Source organism: Methylobacterium sp. WL9, from assembly GCF_008040035.1.
Taxonomy (GTDB): Bacteria; Pseudomonadota; Alphaproteobacteria; order Rhizobiales; family Beijerinckiaceae; genus Methylobacterium; species Methylobacterium thuringiense.
Map to the genome: position 1 here is coordinate 62,431 of NZ_VRVE01000006.1, position 21,036 is coordinate 83,466.

General features: G+C 69.2%; 27 protein-coding genes. 14 read left to right on the forward strand and 13 right to left on the reverse strand.

Translation table 11 applies throughout. The features are described from left to right. The first annotated feature begins 49 nt into the window (after positions 1–49). From hemF to FV217_RS04140, 6 genes are all read left to right on the forward strand, one after another. Entirely contained in the window at positions 50–961 is a 912-nt protein-coding gene (gene hemF, locus FV217_RS04115; RefSeq protein WP_238232233.1) for an oxygen-dependent coproporphyrinogen oxidase, read from the forward strand. Beyond that, positions 958–2,076, forward strand: coding sequence for an AAA family ATPase (locus FV217_RS04120; protein WP_147814568.1), 1,119 nt, complete (start codon positions 958–960; stop codon positions 2,074–2,076). The genes hemF and FV217_RS04120 overlap by 4 nt, the downstream gene beginning before the upstream one ends. Positions 2,077–2,110: 34 nt before the next feature. Further along, positions 2,111–2,758, forward strand: coding sequence for a maleylacetoacetate isomerase (gene maiA / locus FV217_RS04125; RefSeq protein ID WP_147814691.1), 648 nt, complete (start codon positions 2,111–2,113; stop codon positions 2,756–2,758). Between the two features lie 138 nt (positions 2,759–2,896). Continuing rightward, on the forward strand, positions 2,897–4,225 hold the full coding sequence (locus tag FV217_RS04130) for an NAD(P)/FAD-dependent oxidoreductase (RefSeq protein ID WP_147814570.1): 1,329 nt from the start codon (positions 2,897–2,899) through the stop codon (positions 4,223–4,225). 6 nt (positions 4,226–4,231) lie between these two features. Then, positions 4,232–5,284, forward strand: a complete 1,053-nt coding sequence (locus FV217_RS04135) for a hypothetical protein (RefSeq protein ID WP_147814572.1) — start codon at positions 4,232–4,234, stop codon at positions 5,282–5,284. A gap of 93 nt (positions 5,285–5,377) precedes the next feature. Beyond that, positions 5,378–5,626 carry a hypothetical protein gene (locus FV217_RS04140; protein WP_147814584.1) on the forward strand — a complete coding sequence of 83 codons (249 nt, stop codon included), beginning with the start codon at positions 5,378–5,380 and terminating at the stop codon, positions 5,624–5,626. A gap of 4 nt (positions 5,627–5,630) precedes the next feature. Here the strand turns inward: FV217_RS04140 and tgt are convergent, their stop codons facing one another. Together tgt and queA are read right to left on the reverse strand one after the other, a co-directional pair. Next, positions 5,631–6,770 carry a tRNA guanosine(34) transglycosylase Tgt gene (gene tgt / locus FV217_RS04145; protein WP_147814596.1) on the reverse strand — a complete coding sequence of 380 codons (1,140 nt, stop codon included), beginning with the start codon at positions 6,768–6,770 and terminating at the stop codon, positions 5,631–5,633. Between the two features lie 210 nt (positions 6,771–6,980). Beyond that, positions 6,981–8,069 carry a tRNA preQ1(34) S-adenosylmethionine ribosyltransferase-isomerase QueA gene (gene queA, locus FV217_RS04150; RefSeq protein WP_147814597.1) on the reverse strand — a complete coding sequence of 363 codons (1,089 nt, stop codon included), beginning with the start codon at positions 8,067–8,069 and terminating at the stop codon, positions 6,981–6,983. 133 nt (positions 8,070–8,202) lie between these two features. Between queA and FV217_RS04155 the strand changes: the two genes are divergently transcribed. Further along, on the forward strand, positions 8,203–8,418 hold the full coding sequence (locus tag FV217_RS04155) for a hypothetical protein (protein ID WP_147814598.1): 216 nt from the start codon (positions 8,203–8,205) through the stop codon (positions 8,416–8,418). 9 nt (positions 8,419–8,427) lie between these two features. Beyond that, positions 8,428–8,760: a hypothetical protein gene (locus tag FV217_RS04160; protein ID WP_147814599.1), complete on the forward strand. Its 333-nt coding sequence runs from the start codon at positions 8,428–8,430 to the stop codon at positions 8,758–8,760. Positions 8,761–8,820: 60 nt separating this feature from the next. Here the strand turns inward: FV217_RS04160 and FV217_RS04165 are convergent, their stop codons facing one another. Further along, positions 8,821–9,048, reverse strand: a complete 228-nt coding sequence (locus FV217_RS04165; RefSeq protein ID WP_147814600.1) for a hypothetical protein — start codon at positions 9,046–9,048, stop codon at positions 8,821–8,823. 193 nt (positions 9,049–9,241) lie between these two features. On the opposite strand from FV217_RS04165, the gene FV217_RS04170 reads away from it, so the two are divergent. The 4 genes from FV217_RS04170 to FV217_RS04185 all read left to right on the forward strand — a co-directional run bounded on the left by FV217_RS04170 (position 9,242) and on the right by FV217_RS04185 (position 12,389). Beyond that, complete coding sequence (locus FV217_RS04170) at positions 9,242–10,129, forward strand: cation diffusion facilitator family transporter (protein ID WP_147814601.1); 888 nt, start codon at positions 9,242–9,244, stop codon at positions 10,127–10,129. Positions 10,130–10,252: 123 nt separating this feature from the next. Then, the gene (gene argB, locus FV217_RS04175) at positions 10,253–11,149 is read left to right on the forward strand and encodes an acetylglutamate kinase (RefSeq protein WP_147814602.1); all 897 of its coding nucleotides are present in this window, start codon (positions 10,253–10,255) and stop codon (positions 11,147–11,149) included. An 89-nt stretch (positions 11,150–11,238) separates the two neighbouring features. Beyond that, entirely contained in the window at positions 11,239–11,973 is a 735-nt protein-coding gene (locus tag FV217_RS04180; RefSeq protein WP_147814693.1) for a pyrimidine 5'-nucleotidase, read from the forward strand. Then, positions 11,970–12,389, forward strand: coding sequence for a metallopeptidase family protein (locus FV217_RS04185; RefSeq protein ID WP_147814603.1), 420 nt, complete (start codon positions 11,970–11,972; stop codon positions 12,387–12,389). The genes FV217_RS04180 and FV217_RS04185 overlap by 4 nt, the downstream gene beginning before the upstream one ends. On the opposite strand, the gene FV217_RS04190 is transcribed toward FV217_RS04185, so the two are convergent. The 7 genes from FV217_RS04190 to FV217_RS04220 form a co-directional block, all read right to left on the reverse strand. Continuing rightward, on the reverse strand, positions 12,390–12,779 hold the full coding sequence (locus FV217_RS04190) for a type II toxin-antitoxin system VapC family toxin (protein WP_147814604.1): 390 nt from the start codon (positions 12,777–12,779) through the stop codon (positions 12,390–12,392). Continuing rightward, entirely contained in the window at positions 12,772–13,020 is a 249-nt protein-coding gene (locus FV217_RS04195) for an AbrB/MazE/SpoVT family DNA-binding domain-containing protein (RefSeq protein ID WP_147814605.1), read from the reverse strand. Before FV217_RS04195 ends, FV217_RS04190 begins: the two co-directional genes overlap by 8 nt. Positions 13,021–13,127: 107 nt before the next feature. Continuing rightward, positions 13,128–14,354, reverse strand: coding sequence for a peptide ABC transporter permease (locus FV217_RS04200; RefSeq protein WP_147814695.1), 1,227 nt, complete (start codon positions 14,352–14,354; stop codon positions 13,128–13,130). 127 nt (positions 14,355–14,481) lie between these two features. Beyond that, positions 14,482–15,012, reverse strand: a complete 531-nt coding sequence (locus FV217_RS04205) for a DUF2937 family protein (protein WP_147814606.1) — start codon at positions 15,010–15,012, stop codon at positions 14,482–14,484. Between the two features lie 64 nt (positions 15,013–15,076). Continuing rightward, positions 15,077–15,355, reverse strand: coding sequence for a hypothetical protein (locus FV217_RS04210; protein WP_147814607.1), 279 nt, complete (start codon positions 15,353–15,355; stop codon positions 15,077–15,079). A 7-nt stretch (positions 15,356–15,362) separates the two neighbouring features. After that, positions 15,363–16,370 carry a WD40 repeat domain-containing protein gene (locus FV217_RS04215; RefSeq protein ID WP_147814608.1) on the reverse strand — a complete coding sequence of 336 codons (1,008 nt, stop codon included), beginning with the start codon at positions 16,368–16,370 and terminating at the stop codon, positions 15,363–15,365. A 31-nt stretch (positions 16,371–16,401) separates the two neighbouring features. Further along, on the reverse strand, positions 16,402–17,085 hold the full coding sequence (locus FV217_RS04220; protein ID WP_147814609.1) for a YoaK family protein: 684 nt from the start codon (positions 17,083–17,085) through the stop codon (positions 16,402–16,404). A 177-nt stretch (positions 17,086–17,262) separates the two neighbouring features. Here FV217_RS04220 and FV217_RS04225 point away from each other — a divergent pair, with 177 nt between their 5' ends. After that, a complete protein-coding gene (locus FV217_RS04225) occupies positions 17,263–17,697 on the forward strand; it encodes a response regulator (protein ID WP_147814610.1) in 435 nt (144 codons plus the stop codon). A gap of 38 nt (positions 17,698–17,735) precedes the next feature. Then, the gene (locus FV217_RS04230; protein WP_147814611.1) at positions 17,736–18,086 is read left to right on the forward strand and encodes a photosystem reaction center subunit H; all 351 of its coding nucleotides are present in this window, start codon (positions 17,736–17,738) and stop codon (positions 18,084–18,086) included. Between the two features lie 225 nt (positions 18,087–18,311). Here FV217_RS04230 and FV217_RS04235 read toward each other — a convergent pair whose 3' ends face one another. From FV217_RS04235 to FV217_RS04245, 3 genes are all read right to left on the reverse strand, one after another. Beyond that, positions 18,312–18,947: a DUF2939 domain-containing protein gene (locus FV217_RS04235; RefSeq protein ID WP_147814612.1), complete on the reverse strand. Its 636-nt coding sequence runs from the start codon at positions 18,945–18,947 to the stop codon at positions 18,312–18,314. A 45-nt stretch (positions 18,948–18,992) separates the two neighbouring features. Then, positions 18,993–19,538 carry an RNA pyrophosphohydrolase gene (locus FV217_RS04240; RefSeq protein WP_147814614.1) on the reverse strand — a complete coding sequence of 182 codons (546 nt, stop codon included), beginning with the start codon at positions 19,536–19,538 and terminating at the stop codon, positions 18,993–18,995. Between the two features lie 138 nt (positions 19,539–19,676). Continuing rightward, positions 19,677–20,906, reverse strand: a complete 1,230-nt coding sequence (locus tag FV217_RS04245; protein WP_147814616.1) for a divergent polysaccharide deacetylase family protein — start codon at positions 20,904–20,906, stop codon at positions 19,677–19,679. Between the last annotated feature and the right edge of the window lie 130 nt (positions 20,907–21,036).

Below are 21,036 nucleotides of genomic sequence, written 5' to 3' on the forward strand. Positions count from 1 at the left end.
CGCCTCCCGCTCGGGATGGGACATCGCTGGGGCCATGCAGAAGCCCGCGATGAACCTCCCCCTCCCGAGCGAGAGCGACCTCGTCGCCATCAAGGCCGACGCGCAGACGTGGTTCGCCACGCTGCGCGACCGGATCGTGACGGCGCTGGAGACTTTGGAGGATCAAGCCGCGGGGCCGTTCCATCCCGATGCGCCGTCGGAGCCGGGAGTCTTCGAAAAAACGCCGTGGCAGCGGACCGACCATAGCGGCGCGCCGGGTGGTGGTGGCGTCATGTCCATGCTGAAGGGCCGCGTCTTCGAGAAGGCCGGCGTCCACATCTCCACGGTGCACGGTGAATTCGCGCCGGAGTTCCGGGCGCAGATGCCGGGCGCCTCGGAGGACCCGCGCTTCTTCGCCACCGGCATCTCGCTGATCGCCCATCCGTGGAACCCGAACGTGCCGACGGTCCACATGAACACGCGCTTCGTGGTGACCACGAAGGCGTGGTTCGGCGGCGGGGCAGACCTGACCCCGGTTCTGGAGCGCCGCCGCAATCAGGAAGACCCGGACACGAAGCTTTTCCACGCCTCCCTCAGGCAAGCCTGCGACGCTCACGCGCCGGCGGCTGACTACGAAAAATACAAGGCATGGTGCGAGGAGTATTTTTATCTCCCGCACCGGAAGGAGCCGCGCGGTATCGGTGGAATCTTCTACGATTATCACTGGACCGGCGATCCCAAGGCCGACCTCGCCTTCACACGCGACGTCGGTCAGGCCTTCCTCAAGGCCTATCCCGAGATCGTCTTCTCGAATCTCGCCAAGGACTGGACCGAGGAAGACCGGATCGAGCAGCAGGTCCGGCGCGGGCGCTACGTCGAGTTCAACCTGCTGCACGATCGCGGCACCATCTTCGGGCTGAAGACCGGCGGCAACGTCGCCTCGATCCTGTCCTCGCTGCCGCCGACCGTGCGCTGGCCGTGACGGCCGATCTCCCGAAGGCCTACGCGCCCCAGCAGGAGGCGGCGCTCAAGGCGATTTCCCAATGGATGAAGGGCGGCGGCGATCAGGTGTTTCGCCTGTTCGGCTATGCCGGCACCGGCAAGACCACGCTGGCGCGGCGCATCGCCGACGACGTCGACGGTACCGTGCTGTTCGGCGCCTTCACCGGCAAGGCGGCGTCCGTGATGCGCCAGAAAGGCTGCCACGATGCCGCGACGATTCACAGCCTGATCTACCGCACCAAGGAGGGCGACGAGGGCGGCCCGACCTTTACGCTGAACCGCTCGGGTCCGGCGGCCAAGGCCGACCTCATTGTCATCGACGAATGCTCGATGGTCGATTCCGACCTCGGCAACGATCTGCTGGCCTTCGACAAGCCGGTGCTGGTGCTCGGCGATCCGGCCCAGCTACCGCCGGTACGCGGCGGCGGCTTCTTCACCGAGGCCGAGCCCGACGTGATGCTCACCGAGGTCCACCGGCAGGCGGCGGACGACCCGATCGTGCGCATGGCGATGACGGTTCGCGAAGGCGGCCGGCTGGAACTGGGCACCTTCGGCGACAGCCGCGTCGTCTCGCGGCGGACGCTCGATCCGACCGAGGTGCTCGACTGCGATCAGGTGCTGGTCGGCATGAACAAGACCCGCCGGCTCTACAACAACCGCCTGCGTGAACTCGCCGGCCACAAGGACCCGATGCCGTCCATCGGCGAGAAACTGGTCTGTCTGAGGAACGACCGCACCAAGGGCCTGCTCAACGGCTCTACCTGGACGGTGCAGGCCCTGCGCGCCCCGCCGCGCCCAGACACCATCCGCCTCGATGTCGTCTCCGAAGACGACCCGGCCGCCCGGAAGCGCGCCGTCGACATCAAGGTGCTGCGCCAGATCATCGAGGGCAGCGAGGAGGAAATCCCGTTCTCCATGCGCCGCGAGACCGACGAGTTTACCTACGGCTACGCCCTCACCGTCCACAAGGCGCAGGGCTCGCAATGGGACAAGGTGGTCCTGTTCGACGAATCCTTCGCGTTTCGCGAGCACCGGGCGCGCTGGCTCTATACCGGCCTGACGCGGGCGGCGCGGGCCATCACGGTGGTGGTGTGACGGAGACGGCGGGCGAGTGACGGAAGGCAAGCTTATGAAGATGTACGGCAATTGGCGCTCGGCGGCGTCGTTCCGGGTGCGGGCCGCGCTGAACCTCAAGGGCATCGCCTACGACGAGGTGTTTCTCGATCTCGATGCCGGCGATCACCGGAAGCCCGAATTCCTGGCGATCAACCCGCAGGGCGCGGTGCCGGCGCTCTTTGTCGACGACGGTCCGCCGCTGACGCAGTCGCTGGCGATCCTCGACTATCTGGAGGAGACGCATCCGGAGTCGCCGCTGCTGCCGGCCGATCCGCGGAAGCGTGCCCGCGCCCGCTCCCTGGCGCAGCTCATCGCCTGCGACACGCATCCGCTCTACACGCCGCGGGTGCGCAAGCAACTGATGACGGCCTACGGCCTCTCGAAGGAGCAGGGCCTGGAGTTCCTGCAGTTCGCCTTCGCCTCAGGGCTGGACACGCTGGAGAAACGGCTTTCGACCGAGGCCGGCACCGGCCGGTTCATGCAAGGCGATGCCGTCAGCCACGCCGATCTCTGCCTCGCCAGCCTCTGGGCCGGCACCGGCATCTTCGGGGTCGACACGGCACCCTACCCGACCGTGAAGCGGGTCGCGGAGGAATGTCTGGCGCTCGATGCTGTCGCCCGGGCGCATCCGCTCCGGCAGCCCGGCGCGCCGGCACGCTGACCTCGCGACTGCGACCCCCTCGCGCACGGGCGAGATAGGCCGATCGCGCGGGCGTGATGTATAGACGTTCCAACGTAGGCCTTCGTCGCCATGGGGCATGGCGGCGGCAGGGCCGACGGCTCAAGCACGGGGTGCGGAATGGTTCCGGGTGAAGCGGTCACGGACCGGCACAAGATCGTCGTGGTCGGCGGCGGAGCGGCCGGCCTCGAACTCGTGACCAAGCTCGGGCACAAGCTCGGCAAGGGCAAGGCGCACGTCACCCTGGTCGACCGGGCGCGGACCCACATCTGGAAGCCGCTGCTGCACGAGGTCGCCGCCGGCAGCCTCGACGTCGGCCACCATGCGGTCGACTATCTCCATCACGCCCACGCGCATCATTTCCGCTACCGCATCGGCGAGATGACCGGCCTCGACCGCGAGCGCCGGGTGATCCACCTCGCCGCCAGCCATGACAGCGAGGGCCGCGAGATCACGCCGGTGCGCGAGATCCCCTACGACACGCTGGTGATGGCGGTGGGCTCGACCACCAACGATTTCGGCACGCCGGGGGTGAAGGAACACGCCATCGCCCTCGACACCCAGGACCAGGCGGTGCGGTTCCACCAGCGTCTCGTCAACGGCATGTTGCGGGCCCACACCCAGGTCGGCCCGGTCCGCGCCGGCCAGCTCCATGTCACCGTGATCGGTGCCGGCGCCACCGGCACCGAGCTTGCGGCCGAGCTCCATCGTACCACCCGTGAGGTCGCCAAGACCGGCCTCGACAAGATCGACCCGTCGAAAGACCTCAAGATCACCCTGGTGGAGGCGGCGGACCGCATCCTGCCGGCCGTGCCCGCGCGGCTGTCGGGCGAGGTGATGACGCTGCTCTCGAAGATCGGCGTCGAGGTCCGCGTGAAATCGCGGGTCACGGAAGTGAACGCCGAGGGTGTGCAGCTCGCCGACGGGGGCTTCATCCCCTCCGAGCTCGTCGTCTGGGCGGCCGGCGTGAAGGCGCCGCCCTTCCTGCAGGGTGTCGGCGGCCTTGAGACCACGCGCAGCAATCAGCTTGTCGTCACCCCGATGCTGCAGACCACGCGCGATCCGAGCATCTACGCCATGGGCGACTGCGCCTACCTCGTCGAGCAGGGCTCGGACACGCCGATCCCGCCCCGCGCCCAGGCTGCGCACCAGCAGGCCGCGTATCTCTACAAGCAGATCGTCGCCCGGCTCGCCGGCAAGACCGCGACGCCGTTTAAGTATCGCGACTTCGGCTCGCTGGTCTCGCTCGGCCACTACACCACGGTCGGCAACCTGATGGGCTTCATCCAGGGGAAGAACATGTTCATCGCCGGGCTGTTCGCCCGCGTGATGTACCGCTCGCTCTACAAGATGCACGAGATGGCGGTGAACGGCATGATCAAGACCGGCCTGGATGCCCTCGCCCGCGCGCTCACCCGCCGGGGCGTGGCGCGGGTGAAGCTGCACTGAGGCGCGGTGTCCGGGCCGGGCAACGAAGCGGCGTGGGGTCGCTTCGGCACGGGCTTTGCCGCGACCGCCGTCCTGCTCGGCCTCGCCGCGATCGGCTTCGTCGCCGCGCTCGACCCCTACGGGCTGCGCGCGGCACCCGGCCGTCCGCCGGGGCCGCTGATGGATTCGAACCAGCGCTTCCTCTATCCGCAGGTCGCGCGCTCCGGGGGCTACGACGCCGCCGTGATCGGCACCTCGACGGCCCGGCTCCTCGACCCGCGCGATCTCGATCGAGCCTTCGGTGCCCGCTTCGCCAACCTCGCGATGAACGCCGCGACGCCCTACGAGCAGAGCGAACTCGCCGGGCTGTTCCTGCGCCACGTCGAGGCCAAGGCGATGATCTTCGCCCTCGACGTGACCTGGTGCGAGGCCGATGCGGACCGACGGCGCCTGACCTTCCGGCCCTTCCCGTCCTGGCTCTACGAGGAGGCGGCGAACGGTGCGGTCCTGCGGCAGGTGAATTGGCGCAGCCTCACCATCGCGGGCGGCGTGCTGCTGCACCGCCTCGGCCTCGCGCCGGAACGGATCCGCGGCGACGGCTTCGCGGTGTTCACCCCGCCCGAGTGGAGCTACGACGCGCCGAGAGCAGCAGCGCATATCCATTCCGGTGCGACGGCGCTCGACGACACGGATGCCTCCGAGACCGAGGCGTCGGCGTCGGACGGCCCGATGCCCGCGCTCGCCTGGCTCGACGGATTACTGGAAAAAACGCCTGCGAGCGCTCTCAAGCTCGTCGCCTTCATGCCGGTGAACCTCGCGGCTCAGGCGCGGCCTGACACGGCCCAGGGCGCGCGCGAAAGCGCCTGCAAGGGGTTGGTGGCGCGGATCGGAGCGGAGCGCGGCGCCACCGTGATCGATTTCCGGATCCCCTCGCCTGTCACGCGTGACGACACGAACTACTGGGACGCCCTGCACTACCGCTTGCCGATCGCGAAAAGAATCGTCGAGGGGCTGAAGGCGGCCGAGAGCGACGGTCGGGACGATGCGGCGGGCTTCTACAAAGTCCTGACGCCTCATTGACGGGGCGCCATCATGTGTTCGTCGCACTCTCGTCCAACTCGCTTGGTCTACGCCGCCTGCCCGGCCAGACCGGGACGCTAGAGAGCCTGATAGATGTTGGTCCGCGTTTCCTTCGCCCTGCTCGCAACGGCCACGGCCGCCCTAGCGGCGCCGGCCGCCACGCCCGCCCCGGACCGCGAAGCCCTGCGGCAGTACTGCACCGGCGATTACCTGAGCTATTGCAGCGATTACGCCGCCGATACACCCGAGGTGAAGGCCTGCTTCAAACAGAACAAGGCCAAGCTTTCCCCCGATTGCCGGGCCGCCATCGCCAGCTACACGAAGGCGCAGAAGCGGGGCTGAGGCCTCACGCGGCGCGTTCGGCCTCGGCCCGCGCCCATTCGGCCTTCGTCTCACCGATGAAATCCGCCAGCCGGCCGGCCGAGATCGCAGCGCGCATCCCGGCCATGAGCTCCTGATAGTAGGCGAGATTGTTCCAAGTCAGGAGCATCATGCCCAGGATCTCATCCGAGCGGACGAGGTGGTGGAGATAGGCGCGGGAGTAGTCACGGGTCGCCGCGCAGGCCGATTGCTCGTCGAGCGGCCGCGTGTCCTCGGCGTGGCGGGCGTTGCGGAGGTTGATCCGCCCGTGGCGGGTATAGGCGAGTCCGTGGCGGCCGGCACGGGTCGGCATCACGCAATCGAACATGTCGATGCCGCGCGAGACCGCCTGCATCAGGTCGTCCGGTGTGCCGACGCCCATCAGGTAACGGGGTTTGGCCGCCGGCAGGTGCGGCTCCACCGTCTCGATCATCGCGAGCATCACTGCCTGCGGCTCGCCCACCGCGAGGCCGCCGATGGCGTAGCCCTTGAGGTCGAGATCGGCGAGCGCCCTGGCGCTCTCGATGCGCAAGTCCGGGATGTCGCCGCCCTGCACGATCCCGAACAGGGCCTTGCCCGGCTGCTCTCCGAACGTGACGCGGCAGCGCTCGGCCCAGCGCAGCGATAGCCGCATTGCCTTCTCGATCGCCTCGCGCTCGGCCGGCAGGCGCACGCATTCGTCGAGCTGCATCTGGATGTCGGAGCCGAGCAGGCCCTGGATCTCGATGGAGCGCTCCGGGCTCATGTGATGCGCGGTGCCGTCGATATGCGAGCGGAAGGTCACGCCCTTCTCGTCGAGCTTTCTGAGCGCCGACAGCGACATCACCTGAAAGCCGCCGGAATCGGTGAGGATCGGCCCGTCCCAGCGCATGAACCGATGCAGCCCGCCGAGCCGCTCCATCCGCTCCGCGCCCGGCCGCAGCATCAGGTGATAGGTGTTGCCGAGCACCACGTTGGCCCCGAGGTCGCGCACCTGCTCTGGATACATCGCCTTGACTGTCGCCGCCGTGCCGACCGGCATGAAGGCGGGCGTGCGGATTTTTCCACGCGGCATCGAGATGGCACCGGTTCGGGCGGCGCCGTCGGTGGCGTGGACGGAGAAGCTGAAATCGGTCGGCTGGGGCATGCGTTCGAGCGTCTACCAATGGGTCGCAAGCGGTGCCGGATACCCCTCCCCCCTCTGCGGGGGAGGGTGGCCCGCGAAGCGGGTCGGGAGAGGGGAGCGCCCTCTCCTGAAGCGTCGCTCCCCTCTCCCGACCCTCGCTGACGCGAGGGCCACCCTCTCCCGCAGAGGGGAGAGGGCTTTTCGCGTGGTGTGATCGGTAAGGGAGCCCTATCAGACCGAGGCCGGAAACAGCAGGCTCGAATCGCCGTACGAGTAGAAGCGGTACCCCTCGCCGATCGCATGGGCATAGGCCGCCCGCATCGTGTCGAGCCCCGAAAACGCCGAGACCAGCATGAACAGGGTCGAGCGCGGCAGGTGGAAATTCGTCATCAGCGCGTCGACCGCGCGGAAGCGGTAGCCTGGCGTGATGAAGATCTCGGTGGGCCCGGCGAAGGGGCGGATGGTGCCGTCCGCATCCGCCGCGCTCTCTAGGAGCCGCAGCGCGGTGGTGCCCACGGCGACGATGCGGCCACCCTCCGCACGCGTGCGGTTCAGCGCCTCGGCCGTCCCGGCATCGAGTATGCCGATCTCGGCATGCATCCGGTGCGCGTCGGTGTCCTCGGCCTTGACCGGGAGAAACGTGCCGGCGCCGACATGCAGCGTGACGGCGTGCCGCCGGATGCCCGCTGCGTCGAGTTCGGTCAGCATCGCTTGCGAAAAATGCAGGCCGGCGGTGGGGGCCGCCACCGCGCCGGGCTCGCGGGCGTAGATCGTCTGGTAGTCGGTGGCGTCGCGGTCGTCCGTAGGGCGCTTTCCCGCGATGTAGGGGGGCAGCGGCAGGGCGCCTTGCGCCATGATGGCCTCGTCGAGCGCCGGGCCGGAGAGGTCGAAGCGGAGCGTGATCTCGCCGCCCTCCCCCTTGCTCTCGATGGTGGCGTCGAGCCGGCCGAGTTCGCAGGTACCGCTGGCGCCCGCGTCGTCGCCGAACCGCAAGAGATCGCCTGGGGCGAGGCGCTTGCCCGGCCGGGCGAAGGCGCGCCAGCGGTCGGGGGCCTCGCGCAGGTGCAGCATCGCCTCGACGCGTTGACCCGGTGCGCCCGGCCGGTGCCGGATTCCGGTGAGGCGGGCCGGGATCACGCGGGTGTCGTTGAAGACGAGGGCGTCGCCCGCCCGCAGCAGGCCGGCGAGGTCGCGCACGCCGCGATCCGAGAACGGTTCGCCCGGCCGCACCACGAGCAGCCGCCCGGCATCGCGCGGGCTGGCCGGTCGCAGGGCTATCGAGGCCTCCGGCAGGTCGAAATCGAACAGGTCCACACGCATCGCGCGCCAACAGCACGGAACGCCGGGATGAATCAAATGTCGGCCGCGGCGGCGCGCGGAACCGCGGCCTTGCGGCCCCGTTCGCTATCCGGTCCCGGTCGATCTTGCCCGGACCGCGGACAAGGATCGCGGCATGAGCGATGTTACCGGCCTCAACCGTGTCACCCTCGACGGCCAGCTCGTCGTCTACTGGGAGCGCGAGGCCGCCCGGTTCGACGATCTGGCGAAGCGCGCGTCGTTCAAGTGGATGGCCCGCAGCTACGCCCGCAGGGCCGAGCGTGCCCGCTCGCTCGCCGATACGAGCCGCACGCGGGAGGCCGCACGGGGGCGCGGCGTGGGTTCAGCCTGAGGTGGCACGATGACGCCTCCGAAGAAGCGACGCGGCGGAGTCCGTAAGGATGCGGCGAGCGAGAGCCGGCTGATCGGCACGTGGCGGATCTATGAATCCGACCTTTGGAACACGGATTATCTCGACATGGTCGACCCGGCCACGATGACGATTCCGGCGAACGGCCTCGGCGAATCCTGCTTCGGCGTCGTGACCTACGCTACCGATATCCGCTTCGCCGGCCCCGACGACATCGCCTTCACCTTTGCAGGCTCGGACGAGGGCGACGAGGTCGGCGTGCTGGAAATCGAATTGTCGTTTCACCCCGGCGACGACGCGGTGCTCAAGGCACGGAGGATGTGAGCGGGTTCTCGACGCGGGATGCGTCCTCTGCATCCCCTCGACCGAGATCCTCGCCCCTCACTAACTGTGCAGGATCAGGGTGATTAGCACGGCGGCCGTGCAGACGAACATCGTCACGCCGAGCGCCAGGCTCGCGAGGGTCGTCGACGAGATGTAGGTCCCCGCGACCGAACCGAGGACACGCAACGCGCCCTGACGGTCGTGTCCGGACGGATGTCCACAGGACGGGCAGGCGACGGCCTTGTCGGAGATGCGATGGTCGCAAGCGGTGCATTGGATCAGAGCCATGACGCTTTCCTCTCCTCGAACCGTAGTGCCGGACGACCGTCGGGGCGTCCCGACCGAGGATATCGGCACGCGCGAGCGCGGCGGCAAGCGGGAGGCCCATAGCCCCGGCTAAAACCTGTGCCGTGGCCTTCGGGCGAGGTCGCGGCTATGGCCGCGCTTCTTGCCGTCCCATCCGCGAGCGTCCGGTCGCCCCATGAATCGCACCGAGAAAGCCGCCTTGCTCAGCGCCGCCATCGGCGCCCTCGTGATGGCGCTGAAATTCGGTGCGTTCTCGCTGACCGGAAGCATCGCGCTCTATTCCGACGCGCTGGAGAGCATCATCAACGTCGTCGCCGCGATCTGCGCCTTCGTGGCGTTGCGCGTGGCATCCCGCCCGGCGGACGACGATCATCCCTACGGCCACCACAAGGCCGAGTATTTCTCGGCGGTGATCGAGGGCGTGCTCATCATCGTGGCCGCCCTGCTGATCCTGCGCGAGGCCTACCAGGGCATCGTCACGCCCAAGCCCCTCGACACGCCGGTGATCGGCCTCGCCGTCAACGGGCTGGCGACGGCGATCAACGCGGCCTGGGGTTGGGTGCTGCTGCGCCGCGGCCGCGCCTGGCGCTCGCCGGCCCTCGTCGCAGACGCCCGTCACGTGATCGCCGACGTGGTGACGTCATGCGGCGTGGTCTTCGGCCTCGCTCTGGTGCTCGTCACCGGCGTTCTGGTGATCGATCCGCTCGTGGCGGGCCTCGTCGCCCTGCAGATCCTGTGGTCGGGTTGGACGATGATGCGCGATTCGCTCAACGGCCTCATGGATCAGGCCGCCTCGCCCGAACTGGTCCTGAAGCTGCGCCGCCTGATCTCGCATCACAGCGAGGGTGCGCTGGAGGCCCATGACGTGCGCACGCGCCACGCCGGCAGCGCCACCTTCATCGATTTCCACCTCGTGGTGCCGGGCGAGATGACGGTGGCCGATTCCCACGCCATCTGCGATCGGCTGGAAGAGACCATCGAGGGCGAGATCCAGGGCGCCGTGGTGACGATCCACGTCGAACCGGGCGACCATGCCAAGCAGCGCGGCGTGCCGGTGATCTGACCAGAACGGCGCAGCCATGCGGCGTCAGCGCCGAATTCGCCCCATCGCCGCTTCGCATCCCGCTACGCCTGGGCTAGAAGCCCGGCCGCGAGAGCCCTCAGCCACGGAGCCGACAGGACCGCGATGACCGATCCGCTGCCGAACGTCCATGTGCGCGCCGAGGTCCTGACCCAGGCCCTCCCCCACATGCAGCGCTACGATCAGGAGATCGTAGTCATCAAGTATGGCGGGCATGCCATGGGGGATCCCGCAGCCGCCGAGGATTTCGCCGAGGACATCGTGCTGCTGGAGCAGTCCGGCCTCAAGCCGATCGTCGTGCACGGCGGCGGCCCGCAGATCGGCCGGATGCTGAACCGGCTCGGCATCCAGTCCGAGTTCAAGGGCGGGCTCCGCGTCACCGACGAGGCCACCGTCGAGGTGGTCGAGATGGTTCTCGCCGGCTCGATCAACAAGCAGATCGTCGGCTGGATTTCGGCCGAGGGCGGCCGGGCCATCGGCCTGTGCGGCAAGGACGGCAACATGGTCCGCGCCAAGCGGGCCACGCGCACCATGCGCGATCCCGAGACCGACACGGAGACCGAGATCGATCTCGGCCTCGTCGGCGAGCCCGACCATGTCGAGCGCGGCGTGCTCGACGCGGTCCTGAAGGCCGAGCTGATCCCGGTCCTCGCTCCCGTCGCCTACGGTCCCGACGGCAAGACCTACAACGTCAACGCGGACACCTTCGCGGGCGCCATCGCCGGGGCGCTGCGGGCCAAGCGCCTGCTGCTGCTCACCGACGTTCCGGGCGTGCTCGACAAGGACAAGAACCTGATCCCCGAGCTCTCGGTGGAGGATTGCCGCCGGCTCATCGCCGACGGCACCATCACCGCAGGCATGATCCCCAAGGTCGAGACCTGCATCTACGCCCTGGAGCAGGGCGTCGAGGCGGTGGTCATCCTCGACGGAAAGGTGCCGCATGCGGCGCTGCTGGAGCTGTTCACGGATTACGGCGCCGGCACGCTGATCCGGCGGGGCTAAGCCGCCGCGTTTCCCTTGGCGCCTCCGCGCGCCTATCCTACGGGGCGGCCATCCGGCCGCCCTTCCCTCGGCAGCGCATGACGAGTTTCTTGGCCGTCCAGGGCAAAACCAGCTTCGGCACCAGCGACAGCCGCGGCTTCGGCCGGGTCGACACCTGGGTGTTCGACCTCGACAACACGCTCTATCCGAGCGACGCGATGGTCTGGCCGCAGGTGGACGAGCGGATCACGCTCTACGTCATGCAGCTCTACGGGCTCGACGGGATCTCGGCTCGCGCCCTGCAGAAGCATTTCTACCACCGCTACGGCACGACGCTGAAGGCGCTGATGGTCGAGGACGGGATCGACCCGCACCACTTCCTCGACTTCGCCCACGACATCGACCACTCGACGATCCGTCTCGACGTGGCATTGGGTGCGGCCATCGAGCGCCTGCCCGGGCGAAAGCTCATCCTCACCAACGGTTCGCGGCGGCACGCCGAGAACGTGGCGGCCAAGCTCGGCATCCTCGATCATTTCGAGGACGTCTTCGACATCGCGGCCGCCGGCTTCGTGCCGAAGCCCGAGCGCTCGACCTACGAGCGCTTCCTCGGCCTGCACACCGTCGACCCGATGCGCTCCGCCCTGTTCGAGGACATCGCCCGCAACCTCGTGGTGCCGCACGATCTCGGCATGGCGACGGTGCTCGTGGTGCCGCCCGTGCCTGATCCGTTCCGCGAGCGCTTCGAGCAGGAGGCGGTGCAGGAGCCGCATATCGACCACATCACCAGCGACCTCGCCGGCTTCCTCGAGGCTTGCGTCCTGCCGGAGGCCCTGGGCCAGTGACCGACCGCTCCCAAGATCGTTTTCAAGACCGCGCCCCGACCCTCGCGGAGATCGAGGCCATCGCGTTCGACGCCTTCGCGCAGCTGCCGCACGCCTTCCGGCGGCTCTGCGCGGGCGTGCGCATCCATGTCGACGACTTTCCCGACGACGCGACCCTCGACGAGATGGAGTGCGAGTCCGAATACGACCTGCTCGGCCTGTTTCGCGGTACAGGCCTCGCGCAGGCTGGCGAAACCACGACTGGCCAGATGCCCAACGCCGTCTGGCTCTACCGTCGGCCGCTCCTCGACTACTGGGCCGAGCACGACGAAAGCATCGGTCACCTCGTCACCCACGTCCTCGTCCACGAGATCGGCCACCATTTCGGGCTGTCGGACGAGGACATGGCGCGGATCGAGGCGCAGGCGGAGGCGTGATCAGCGCACGACTTCGATCCGAACGCCGATCTGAATCTTTGCCGAAGCGCGATCGGCAGTAATCGCAACAGCGTTGGTGCTTGCTGCGAGTGCCAGACAAGCCCTGTCGCCGAGCGAAAGACCTGCCGTTCCCGTTGCTGCACGCAGCGCGCCGCAAGTTCCGGCCTGCAAGCCGTCGAACGGTTCGACGACGATGCAGAGCTCACGCAGATCGGCGATGGCGTCCTCGGCCATCTGTCCGCGATCAACCATCTTGGCGACCACTTCGGCGTAGTTGACGGCGCTTATGCAAGCTCGATCGAGAACCGCCTCCACGCTGGCGGCACCGGGTTCTTCGAAAAGGATGCAGAGGAGAGCGGAGGCGTCGAGGACGAAGTCAGCCTTACTCACGTTCCGCCTCGGCACGACGCTCGAAGATCAGCTCCTCCGAAACGAGACCGGATTTGGGTGCAAAAGCACGTAGTTTGGCTTGGATACGCCGAAGGGTGGAGCGGGCCGGCCTGATGCGCAGCTCATCGCCATGCAGCTCCATGAACACGGCATCGCCCTCGGTAAGGCCCATTCTCTTCCGAACGGTGGCTGGGACGATGATGCGGCCGCCTTCGACCATCTTGCCCTTGAGCGCTGCCATGCCGGCCACCGTGTGAGACCACCGCGAGCGGAGATCTGTACCACTTTGCTGGAAAGCCAGAAAGACAGTCTCATGAGGCTCTTGAGGTAGCCGCGCCGGGCCGGCGCTCACACCTGCGTCTTCACTAACAGGCTCGCCTTCGGCCGGCTCGACCGGAACTGCCCGCGCTCGATCGCCACGAAGGCCAGCACCGCGATGGCGATCGACGTCAGCCACCAGATCGCGGTGAGGCCGACGCCGATGCAGCCGATGGTGAACACGGTGGCGAAGGCGGCGATGGACCCGGGGACCAGGAGCGAGCTGTCGCGGCCGGCCCGGCGGATCGAGGCGTAGAGGGCGAAGGCGGCGGCGAAGGCGCCGACGATGCCGAGCTCGTACCAGAATTCGAACAGCATCGTGGTCGGTGCGTTGGCAGGCAGCAGGCCGACGAAGCGGCCGCGCAGAGCCGTCTCGAGGCCATGCCCGGTGATGAAGCGCACCGGCTCGGTCGTCACCAGCTTCTGCCAGACCTTGAGCGAGAGCGCGCTCGGCGCGGTCGCCCCGAACAGGGCGGCGCCGAGCGGACGGATCAGGAAGGGCAGCAGGGGAGCGGCGGCGAGCAGCAGCGCGGCGGTCAGGGCCGTCACCCGCACACCGAGGGCCTGCCGGACGTTGGTCAGGGCGAAGGCGAGCGCGCCGACGCCCAGCGCCAGCAGCGGCGTCAGTCCGGGTGCCAGCAGCAGCGCCCCGGCGACGAGCAGCACGGTGGCGAGCGCTCCGGTGTCGCGCCGGCGCGAGCGCAGCCAGGCCACGGCCGGCCAGGCGAGCAGCGCGAGCAGCACCGAGCCGCGTTCCAGCGCGCCGTCGCCGTCGCCGTTGTCGCTCATCATGGCGTCGCCGAACAGGCCGATCAGGATGGCGACGATGGCCGCCGCGCCGACGCCGAGCGGCAGAAGGTAGAGGTTGGCCGAGCGCATCCGGTCCGGCAGGGCGAGGTAGCCGGCGAGCGTCAGCACGATCGTGGCGACGAGGTTGGCCAGGCGTTCGGTCGCCGGCCCGGGGAACGGCGTCCAGGCGAGCGAGAGCGCCGACCAGAAGATCACCAGCGTGCCGGCGAGGAAGGCCGGTGCGCGGAGCAGCCGGAAGATGCCGCCGCCGGGCGGCCGCTGCTTGCCGTCGATGGCGCTGGCGATGATGAGGAGCGCCACCGTGATCGGCGCGAGCACCACGGTGGCGCGGCGCGAGACCTGGGCGGCCACCGGCACGATCACGAACAGTGTGAAGAACCCGATGCGGCGCAGGAGCGCTGCGGCGTCGAGAGCGGGGTCGGCGGTGGTGGTGGGCGCGCGCGCCATGTTCGAACCGGGACCGGCGCGGCGCGCAGGTACAGGCGCCGTCATGCTTCTCCTAGTTCAGCCGTCGCGGCAGCGCTGTAGGGCTCCTGCAACACCTGTGCCTCGATGGACACGCGCCGACGGACCGTCACACTGCGCGCGTCACGGGCACCGGACGTCTTCTCCGCCGGCTCAAGCTGCGCCCGAAATCGGTGATCACCCGCCAGCCGCCCCAGGCTGCGAGGAAGCCGACGAGGCCGGCGATCAGCCCATCCGTCGTCGTCGGCACGGCCGGCTGATAATCGCGATACGCGGCCCGCGCCACGGCGACGTCGGGATTGCGGGCGACGGCCACGGTCTTGCCCAGCGGCGAGGCGGCGGCGTCGATCGCCTGCTTCTGCGCGTCGAGGGCCTGGAAGCGCTCAACGTCGCCCCGCACGGCCTCGCCGCGGCGGGCGACCAGGGCGTCGGCGTTCCTGCGCAGGTTTTCGATGGCGCTTTCGCGGGTGTTGCCGGTGGCCAGCGCGTCCGAGTCGAGCGTCGCGATCTGGCGCCGCAATTCCTCGATCGCGCCGCCGAGGCGCTGGGCGTATTGCTGCGCGAATTCCGGCGCCTGCGCCGCGATGATCGCGCCGATGATGCCGAGCGCGAGGCCGAACGTGCGGATCACACGAAACACGGGTCGTCTCCTGAAGGGTTCGATAAAAAGAGCACGAGCGCGCCGCCTGTTCCAGCCGCCATCGTCAGCCGTCGGCGCGGATCGCACGCGCGACGTCGTCCTGCGTGACATCGGCCAGCGGCTTTACGATCTTGAGCGCGACGCTGCGCTGGCCCGGCGCCATCACCAGGATCACCGTCTCGAAACCCGGACAGGCCGGATCGGCGCAGACGATTTCGTTGACCTTTAGCACGACGCCCTCGCCGTAGCCGCCGGCCTCGCGCGCCCAGGCCGCGACGCGCTCACGCCCGGCCTGTCGTTCGGCGTCTCCCGGACGCGGCCGGCCGAATCCGAACAGCGCCATCCCGGCCTCAGCGCGGCAGCGTCAGGATGCCGGCCTGCCCGTCGGCGCAGCCGAAGGCGAGGCGGCCGCCGCTGGCGTCCCAGGCGAGCGCCGTGATCGCGCTGTCCTTCACGGCCGGGCGTACCAGCAGTTCGGCGGCGTCGACGAAGCGCACGAGCAGGATGCCGCCATCCTCGTAGCCGATCGCCAGCACGAGGGCCTTGGGATGGAAGGCGACGCGGGCGACGCGGGCCGGGCGCACGCCGCATTCGCGCGGCGCCTTGCCGGTCGGTCCCTCCTTCGTGTCGAAGGGCCAGACGATGGCCGCCTCGGCGCCGCTCGTCGCCAGCCAGTCGCCGTCATGCGACCAGGCGGTAGAGCGGATCTTGGCCGGATAGCCGGACATCCGCATGTGGCCGCGGTCGGGCTGGAGGCGCCAGCCGTGCAGGGCGTTTTCCTGCATCGTGGTGATGACGAAGCGCCCGTCCGGCGACCAGGTCACGTCGAGATGCGAGCCCTTCCATTCGACGAGTTCCGCCGGCGTCTCGAGATTCGGGTACCAGAGGCTGACGCCGTTGTAGTGAGCCACCGCCAGCCGGTAGCCCTTCGGGGCGAAAGCGAGCCCCCGGGCGCTCGTCGGCGCGGCAAACGTCCGTTCACGGCCCTTGGCGTCGCGCGATACGACGTTCTTCCCGACCGAGTAGGCGATGCCTCCGTCGGGGTGCAACGCCAGCGCGTCGATCCAGGCACCGCCCTTGGCCGCCGCAACCTCGGCGACCGAACCATCGGCGGAGACGGACATCACGCGGCCGTCGTCGCCGCCGGTGACGAGCCTGCGTGCGTCGCCGGTGGCCACGAGGATGCCGGCCTCGCCATGTGGCGTCACGGTCCGCTGCTCGCCCTCTCGTGCCAGCACGACGCCGCCCTCGGCCATCGCCAGGGCCAGCGTATCCTTGAGCCAGTGCGCGAGGGCGACGTGCGAGCCGGCGGCGAGCGGCACGACGTGGTCGGTGAGGGAGGGAACGCTGGAACTCATCCGCGCGGGCCTTTTCGAGACGGCGAGAGGGTCAGGGAGAGGGTCTGGCGGCGATGGCTTCGGGCGGCTTGCCGGTCCTGAGCGCGTGGAGCCCGGCCCACAGGGCCAACACTCCGGTGATGCCGGCCGGGACCGCGAGGGCTTCGATGCCGAGTCGCATATGCGCGAGGGTGCCGGCAACCGCCCCGACGAGCAGCGACAGCCAGACGAGGCCGTCGCCGACCCAGCCGAAGCGGGGACCGCGCCCGGCCAGCGCCAGCGCGACCTTCTGGCCGAAGGCGAACAGTGCCCCGGTGACGAAGGTGGTGCCGGCGCGAAAACCCTGGACCTGCGCCAGAACGGCGTTCTGTGCGCCCATGGCGAGCGACAGGAACAGGGAGGCGGTGCCGAGCTGCAGATTCTCGCGCGCCGTGACGAATGCGGTGGCGACCGCGACTGCCTCGAAGGCGAGGATGGCCGGCGTCGCCCAGCGCTCCGGCGCCAAGGCGGCGATGGCGCCGCCCGTCACTGACCCGACCAGGAAGGCGAGGATCAGCAGGAGGGGCAGCAGCGCCGTGTGTCCCTCGCCATGGCCGACCGCGACGGCGAGCTGGGTCGTGTTGCCGCTCATGAGCGAGGTGTAGAGGCCGCCGAGCCGGATGAATCCGATCGCGTCGACGAACCCGGCGAGTGCCGTCAGCATCAGGCCGAAGCCGAGGAGAACGGGCCGGCTCACGGCGTGTCACGCAGTGGAATGCAGTTCTTAACGTCCGGCCCCGAAAGGTTAACGATTCGGTTACCAGTTCGGCGCAAATCGAGGGAATCACGGTGAACGACGGCGCAAGCGGAGCCGTTGGTCCGGCGATCTGAAAGCTTTGCCGTTGCAGGCTTTCGGGTGAGTTGGAGTACCCTCATGCTGCCTTTCGCCTGTTTCCCCGCCGCCCCCGCCTTCCGTCTCGACGGGCTGGCGGATCGCGTCGTCCTCGTCGTCGAGGATGAATTCATGGTCTGCGAACTCACCGCCGAAGCCCTGCACGACGAGGGCTACCGCGTGCTCACCGCCGCCGACGCGATGGAGGCGGAGGAGATCCTCGCGCACGAGCGGGTCGACCTGCTCTTCACCGATATCGATCTGGCCCGCAACACGAACGGCCTCGTGCTCGCCCACCGCGCGCGCTGCCAGCACCCCGACTTGCCCGTGGTCTATACGTCGGGTGGCTGCGGCGGCCTGTCGCCGAGCGAAGCGGTGTGCGACTCGGTCTTCGTGCCGAAGCCTTATCTCCCGAGCGACATCGTCGCGCTCACCAACGACATCCTGCGCCGGTTCCCCAGCCCCCACCACGCGTGAGCGCGCCGCGCTCGCGCCGAAACCCAGGACACTTTCCGATGCGCTCAGCGCTTTCGACCGCCCTCGCGATCCTGCTGGCAAGCGGCGTTGCCGCCTCCGCCGCCTGCGACGTGAAGGGGCTGAAGCTCGAAGACGAGATCGCGGACAAGAAGGAACTGCAGAAATCGGCCAACGAGCAGACCGTGCGCGACCTGCGCACGCTGCGGGACGCCGCGATCGTGCTCGACGCCTTCAAGTTCGAACCGGAATGCGAGCGCCTCGTGGTCATCCTGAAGCAACTCACCGCGCACCCGGTGAAGACGATCGAGCGCGGCGGCGACACCGACGAGGAAAAGGCCGAAGAGATCGAAGAGGCCCGCGAGCCGAAGGCGCCCGCGAAGGCGAAGTAGCAACGCTCATCTCGATGTAAACCGCTTTCCCGGACGCATGAAACGCAGCGGACTGCGATCCGGGATCGGGTCGGAAAGTCTTCGCGAAGCGTCCGTATATCTTTTCCCGGCAGCAGAAAGCGGCGCCGCTACGCGGCGACTGCTTGCGCTGGATCCTGGATCACATTCCGCTGATGGTCCAGGCGTCCGGGAAAGGGCGGAGGACCTGGCTCAAACCTTCAAGGTTCAGTCGCCGGACCTTAGGGCAGGCGTCTCCGCCCCCTGATCCCCGCTCCGCTTCGCCGAACGCGAAATCCTGGCGACGATGCGGGCGCGCAGTGTCTCCGACAGCTCCACCTCGATCAGCCGCCACGACCAGTTGCGCAGCCGCATCCTGATCTTGAACTGGTCGGGGCCCGGCCGGTCGGGTGGTACGGCGATCACCACCGTGCGGAAGCCTCGCAGCTCCGAGGCCGTGTAGAACGCGCCGAGCCGGCCGAGTTTCTCGACGCGCAGGCCTTGCGAGGCGAGAAGAGCCGGCGGGTTCGGCAGGTCGAGGCCCTGCGGCCAGCCGTCGTCGAGGAGGTCGACGGTGGTCTGCGGCGTGACGAGCGCTTCGGCGAGCGGCAGCGCCAGTGCCGTGGCCGCATCGACGATGCGCTGGCGGTCGCGCGCCTCGAACTCGCTGCTGCCGGACTTCACCGCTGCGGCGAGCTGCCGGGTCAGCGAGACCCGCAGCGTGCGGAAATTGACGTGGTTCTCGACATAGGCCGTGTCGCCCGCCTGGACCGCGCGGGCGAGCTCGTAGAGGGCCCAGAGCGGGGTCAGCGTGTACGCGAACCAGCCGAGCGCCAACACGATCGGGATCAACCAACAGCGCATGTGTCGGCCCGTGTCAGGTGGCAGGCGGGCGGGTCGGGCATGGGCTCACGCCGGCCCCCGCCATGCCGCATGGCCGGCGAAGGCCGCGACCACGCTCTCGTAGACCGGCCGCTTGAAGGGAACGATCAACTCGGGCGTCGCGGCGAGTGCCTCCCAGCGCCAGCGATCGAATTCCGGCTTCTGCGTGCCGCCGGCCGGCCGCTCGATGTTGATCTCCTCGTCGGCTCCGGTGAAGCCGAAGGCGAACCATTTCTGGGTCTGGCCGCGGTAGCGACCCTTCCACGCGCGCTTCAGGAGATCGGGCGGAAGATCGTAGGTGAGCCAGCCCTCGGTCCGGCCGAGCAGCGTCACCGAGCCGGCCGACACGTTCGTCTCCTCGTGCAGCTCGCGCAGGGCCGCATCGAGGGGCGCCTCGCCGGCGTCGATCCCGCCCTGCGGCATCTGCCAAGAATGGGCCGGCGCGATCGCCCCGCCGCCGCCCCGCCGCCGGCCGAGGAAGACGAGCCCGTCGCGGTTGAACAAGGCGATCCCGACGCAGGGACGATACGCAGGCTCGTGCCGGTCGCGGGTATCGGGTGAGGACAGGGTCATGACGTCACGACCATAGGACGTGCACTTGCCCGGCCGCAATCTTGAGGACCGGCGAATGTTCCGATGTGCGGACGATGCCCCGCGCTTGCGGCGTCCGCCCGGCGACACCCTCGCCCGCGAGCGGCTTCCTCGAACCGGTCAATGGTCGGCGACCGAGACCTTGGCCGCGCGCGGCTGTCCGCGCAGGGCCGCGCTCACCGGGACGAGGCGGATGCCGCGCGCTTCGAGGTCGCGGGCCCAGCGGGCGATGCGATCGATGGAGAGCTGCTGCGCGCTGGCCGAGGCCAGGGCGAAGCCGTTCTTCTTTGCCTGCGCCTCGAGCCGCGCCAGCTCCCGGTCGATCGCCTCGGGACGCGCCATGGCGTCGAGCACGATCTCGGCGCGGGCGGCGGGGACCTTGAGCTTGAGGGCGCTCGCCGCCGCCTTCGAGCCCTGCGAGGCGCCGTCGTCGACGAAGCCGAGGCCGCGGCCGCCGATCTCCTTCAGGATCGGCTCCAGGGAGGCCTGATCGCTGAGCAATTTGCCGCCCATGAAGTTCACGAGGCCGACGAAGCCGGGGAACCGGCTCATCGCCCAGGCGAGGCGATCGAAGTTCTCGGCCGGCCGTGAGGAGGTCAGCAGCGTCTGCGGGCCGGGGTCGCTGTCGGGATAGTCGAAGGGCTCCATCGGGGCCTGGAGCAGGATCTCGTGACCGGCGTCGCGGGCTCGGGCGGCGGTCTTTTCCAGGTCCGCGGCATAGGGCGACAGGGCGAGGCTGATCGCGGGCGGCAGGCGCGCGATGGCGGCGGCCGTCGCAGCCTGGCCCGTGCCGATGCCCGAGACGAGGATGGCGATGCGGGCGCTGCCGGAGCCGTCGTCGGGGCGGGCATAGGCGTCCAGGGCGCGCAGACGCCCCTCCCCGAGTCGCGGCATGACGCCGTGCCGGCCGCGCTCGGTCAGGCGCGGATCGGGAGCCGCGGCAAGTCGGGTGGAATCCGGCGCCGGCACGCGGATGATCACCGCTTCCTCGGGCGCAGCCGTGCCGGCGGGGCGGGTGACCGTGACACCGGAGGCCCTTTCGACGTCGCCTGCCGAACTCTGCAGTGAGGGCGGCGCGGCCGGTGCATCCGGCTGCGCCTCCGCCGCCGCGGCAGGGGCGCCGGCCCGCGCCTGCGGTGCGGATTCGCGGACGGCGATCATCGCGACGGCGCGCGGCTCGCCGCCATGCGGGTCGCCGGTCAGGGTGAGGAGTCCGATGCCGAGCACGGCGACGCCGCCCAGTCCCGGCGCGACGTAGCGCACGTAGGGACGCAGCACCGCGAGGCGGCTCGGCTTCGGCGCGTCGATGCCGAGCGGACGGGTCAGGATATCGTCGGAGGGCTCGCTCACCGGGGTCCCAATGCCAAGGGCAGCGACGGGACGCCTCGGACGCGAGACGGCCCGCAGCATCGGTCTTAACCGACATTGCGGGCCGTCATGGTTAACGCTTCGCTAATCCGCGGCCCGAAAGCCGCAGGAA

What these genes read in the sequence shown, in the direction of transcription:
- FV217_RS04165 (WP_147814600.1), bottom strand. Translation starts at nt 9,048, where the DNA reads ATGGCTCTGATCCAATGCACCGCTTGCGACCATCGCATCTCCGACAAG.
- FV217_RS04170 (WP_147814601.1), top strand. Translation starts at nt 9,242, where the DNA reads ATGAATCGCACCGAGAAAGCCGCCTTGCTCAGCGCCGCCATCGGCGCC.
- queA (WP_147814597.1), bottom strand. Translation starts at nt 8,069, where the DNA reads ATGCGTGTGGACCTGTTCGATTTCGACCTGCCGGAGGCCTCGATAGCC.
- FV217_RS04225 (WP_147814610.1), top strand. Translation starts at nt 17,263, where the DNA reads ATGCTGCCTTTCGCCTGTTTCCCCGCCGCCCCCGCCTTCCGTCTCGAC.
- FV217_RS04215 (WP_147814608.1), bottom strand. Translation starts at nt 16,370, where the DNA reads ATGAGTTCCAGCGTTCCCTCCCTCACCGACCACGTCGTGCCGCTCGCC.
- FV217_RS04230 (WP_147814611.1), top strand. Translation starts at nt 17,736, where the DNA reads ATGCGCTCAGCGCTTTCGACCGCCCTCGCGATCCTGCTGGCAAGCGGC.
- FV217_RS04195 (WP_147814605.1), bottom strand. Translation starts at nt 13,020, where the DNA reads ATGGCAGCGCTCAAGGGCAAGATGGTCGAAGGCGGCCGCATCATCGTC.
- FV217_RS04160 (WP_147814599.1), top strand. Translation starts at nt 8,428, where the DNA reads ATGACGCCTCCGAAGAAGCGACGCGGCGGAGTCCGTAAGGATGCGGCG.
- FV217_RS04235 (WP_147814612.1), bottom strand. Translation starts at nt 18,947, where the DNA reads ATGCGCTGTTGGTTGATCCCGATCGTGTTGGCGCTCGGCTGGTTCGCG.
- argB (WP_147814602.1), top strand. Translation starts at nt 10,253, where the DNA reads ATGACCGATCCGCTGCCGAACGTCCATGTGCGCGCCGAGGTCCTGACC.
- FV217_RS04140 (WP_147814584.1), top strand. Translation starts at nt 5,378, where the DNA reads ATGTTGGTCCGCGTTTCCTTCGCCCTGCTCGCAACGGCCACGGCCGCC.
- FV217_RS04210 (WP_147814607.1), bottom strand. Translation starts at nt 15,355, where the DNA reads ATGGCGCTGTTCGGATTCGGCCGGCCGCGTCCGGGAGACGCCGAACGA.
- FV217_RS04130 (WP_147814570.1), top strand. Translation starts at nt 2,897, where the DNA reads ATGGTTCCGGGTGAAGCGGTCACGGACCGGCACAAGATCGTCGTGGTC.
- FV217_RS04240 (WP_147814614.1), bottom strand. Translation starts at nt 19,538, where the DNA reads ATGACCCTGTCCTCACCCGATACCCGCGACCGGCACGAGCCTGCGTAT.
- hemF (WP_238232233.1), top strand. Translation starts at nt 50, where the DNA reads ATGAACCTCCCCCTCCCGAGCGAGAGCGACCTCGTCGCCATCAAGGCC.
- FV217_RS04200 (WP_147814695.1), bottom strand. Translation starts at nt 14,354, where the DNA reads ATGGCGCGCGCGCCCACCACCACCGCCGACCCCGCTCTCGACGCCGCA.
- maiA (WP_147814691.1), top strand. Translation starts at nt 2,111, where the DNA reads ATGAAGATGTACGGCAATTGGCGCTCGGCGGCGTCGTTCCGGGTGCGG.
- FV217_RS04155 (WP_147814598.1), top strand. Translation starts at nt 8,203, where the DNA reads ATGAGCGATGTTACCGGCCTCAACCGTGTCACCCTCGACGGCCAGCTC.
- tgt (WP_147814596.1), bottom strand. Translation starts at nt 6,770, where the DNA reads ATGCCCCAGCCGACCGATTTCAGCTTCTCCGTCCACGCCACCGACGGC.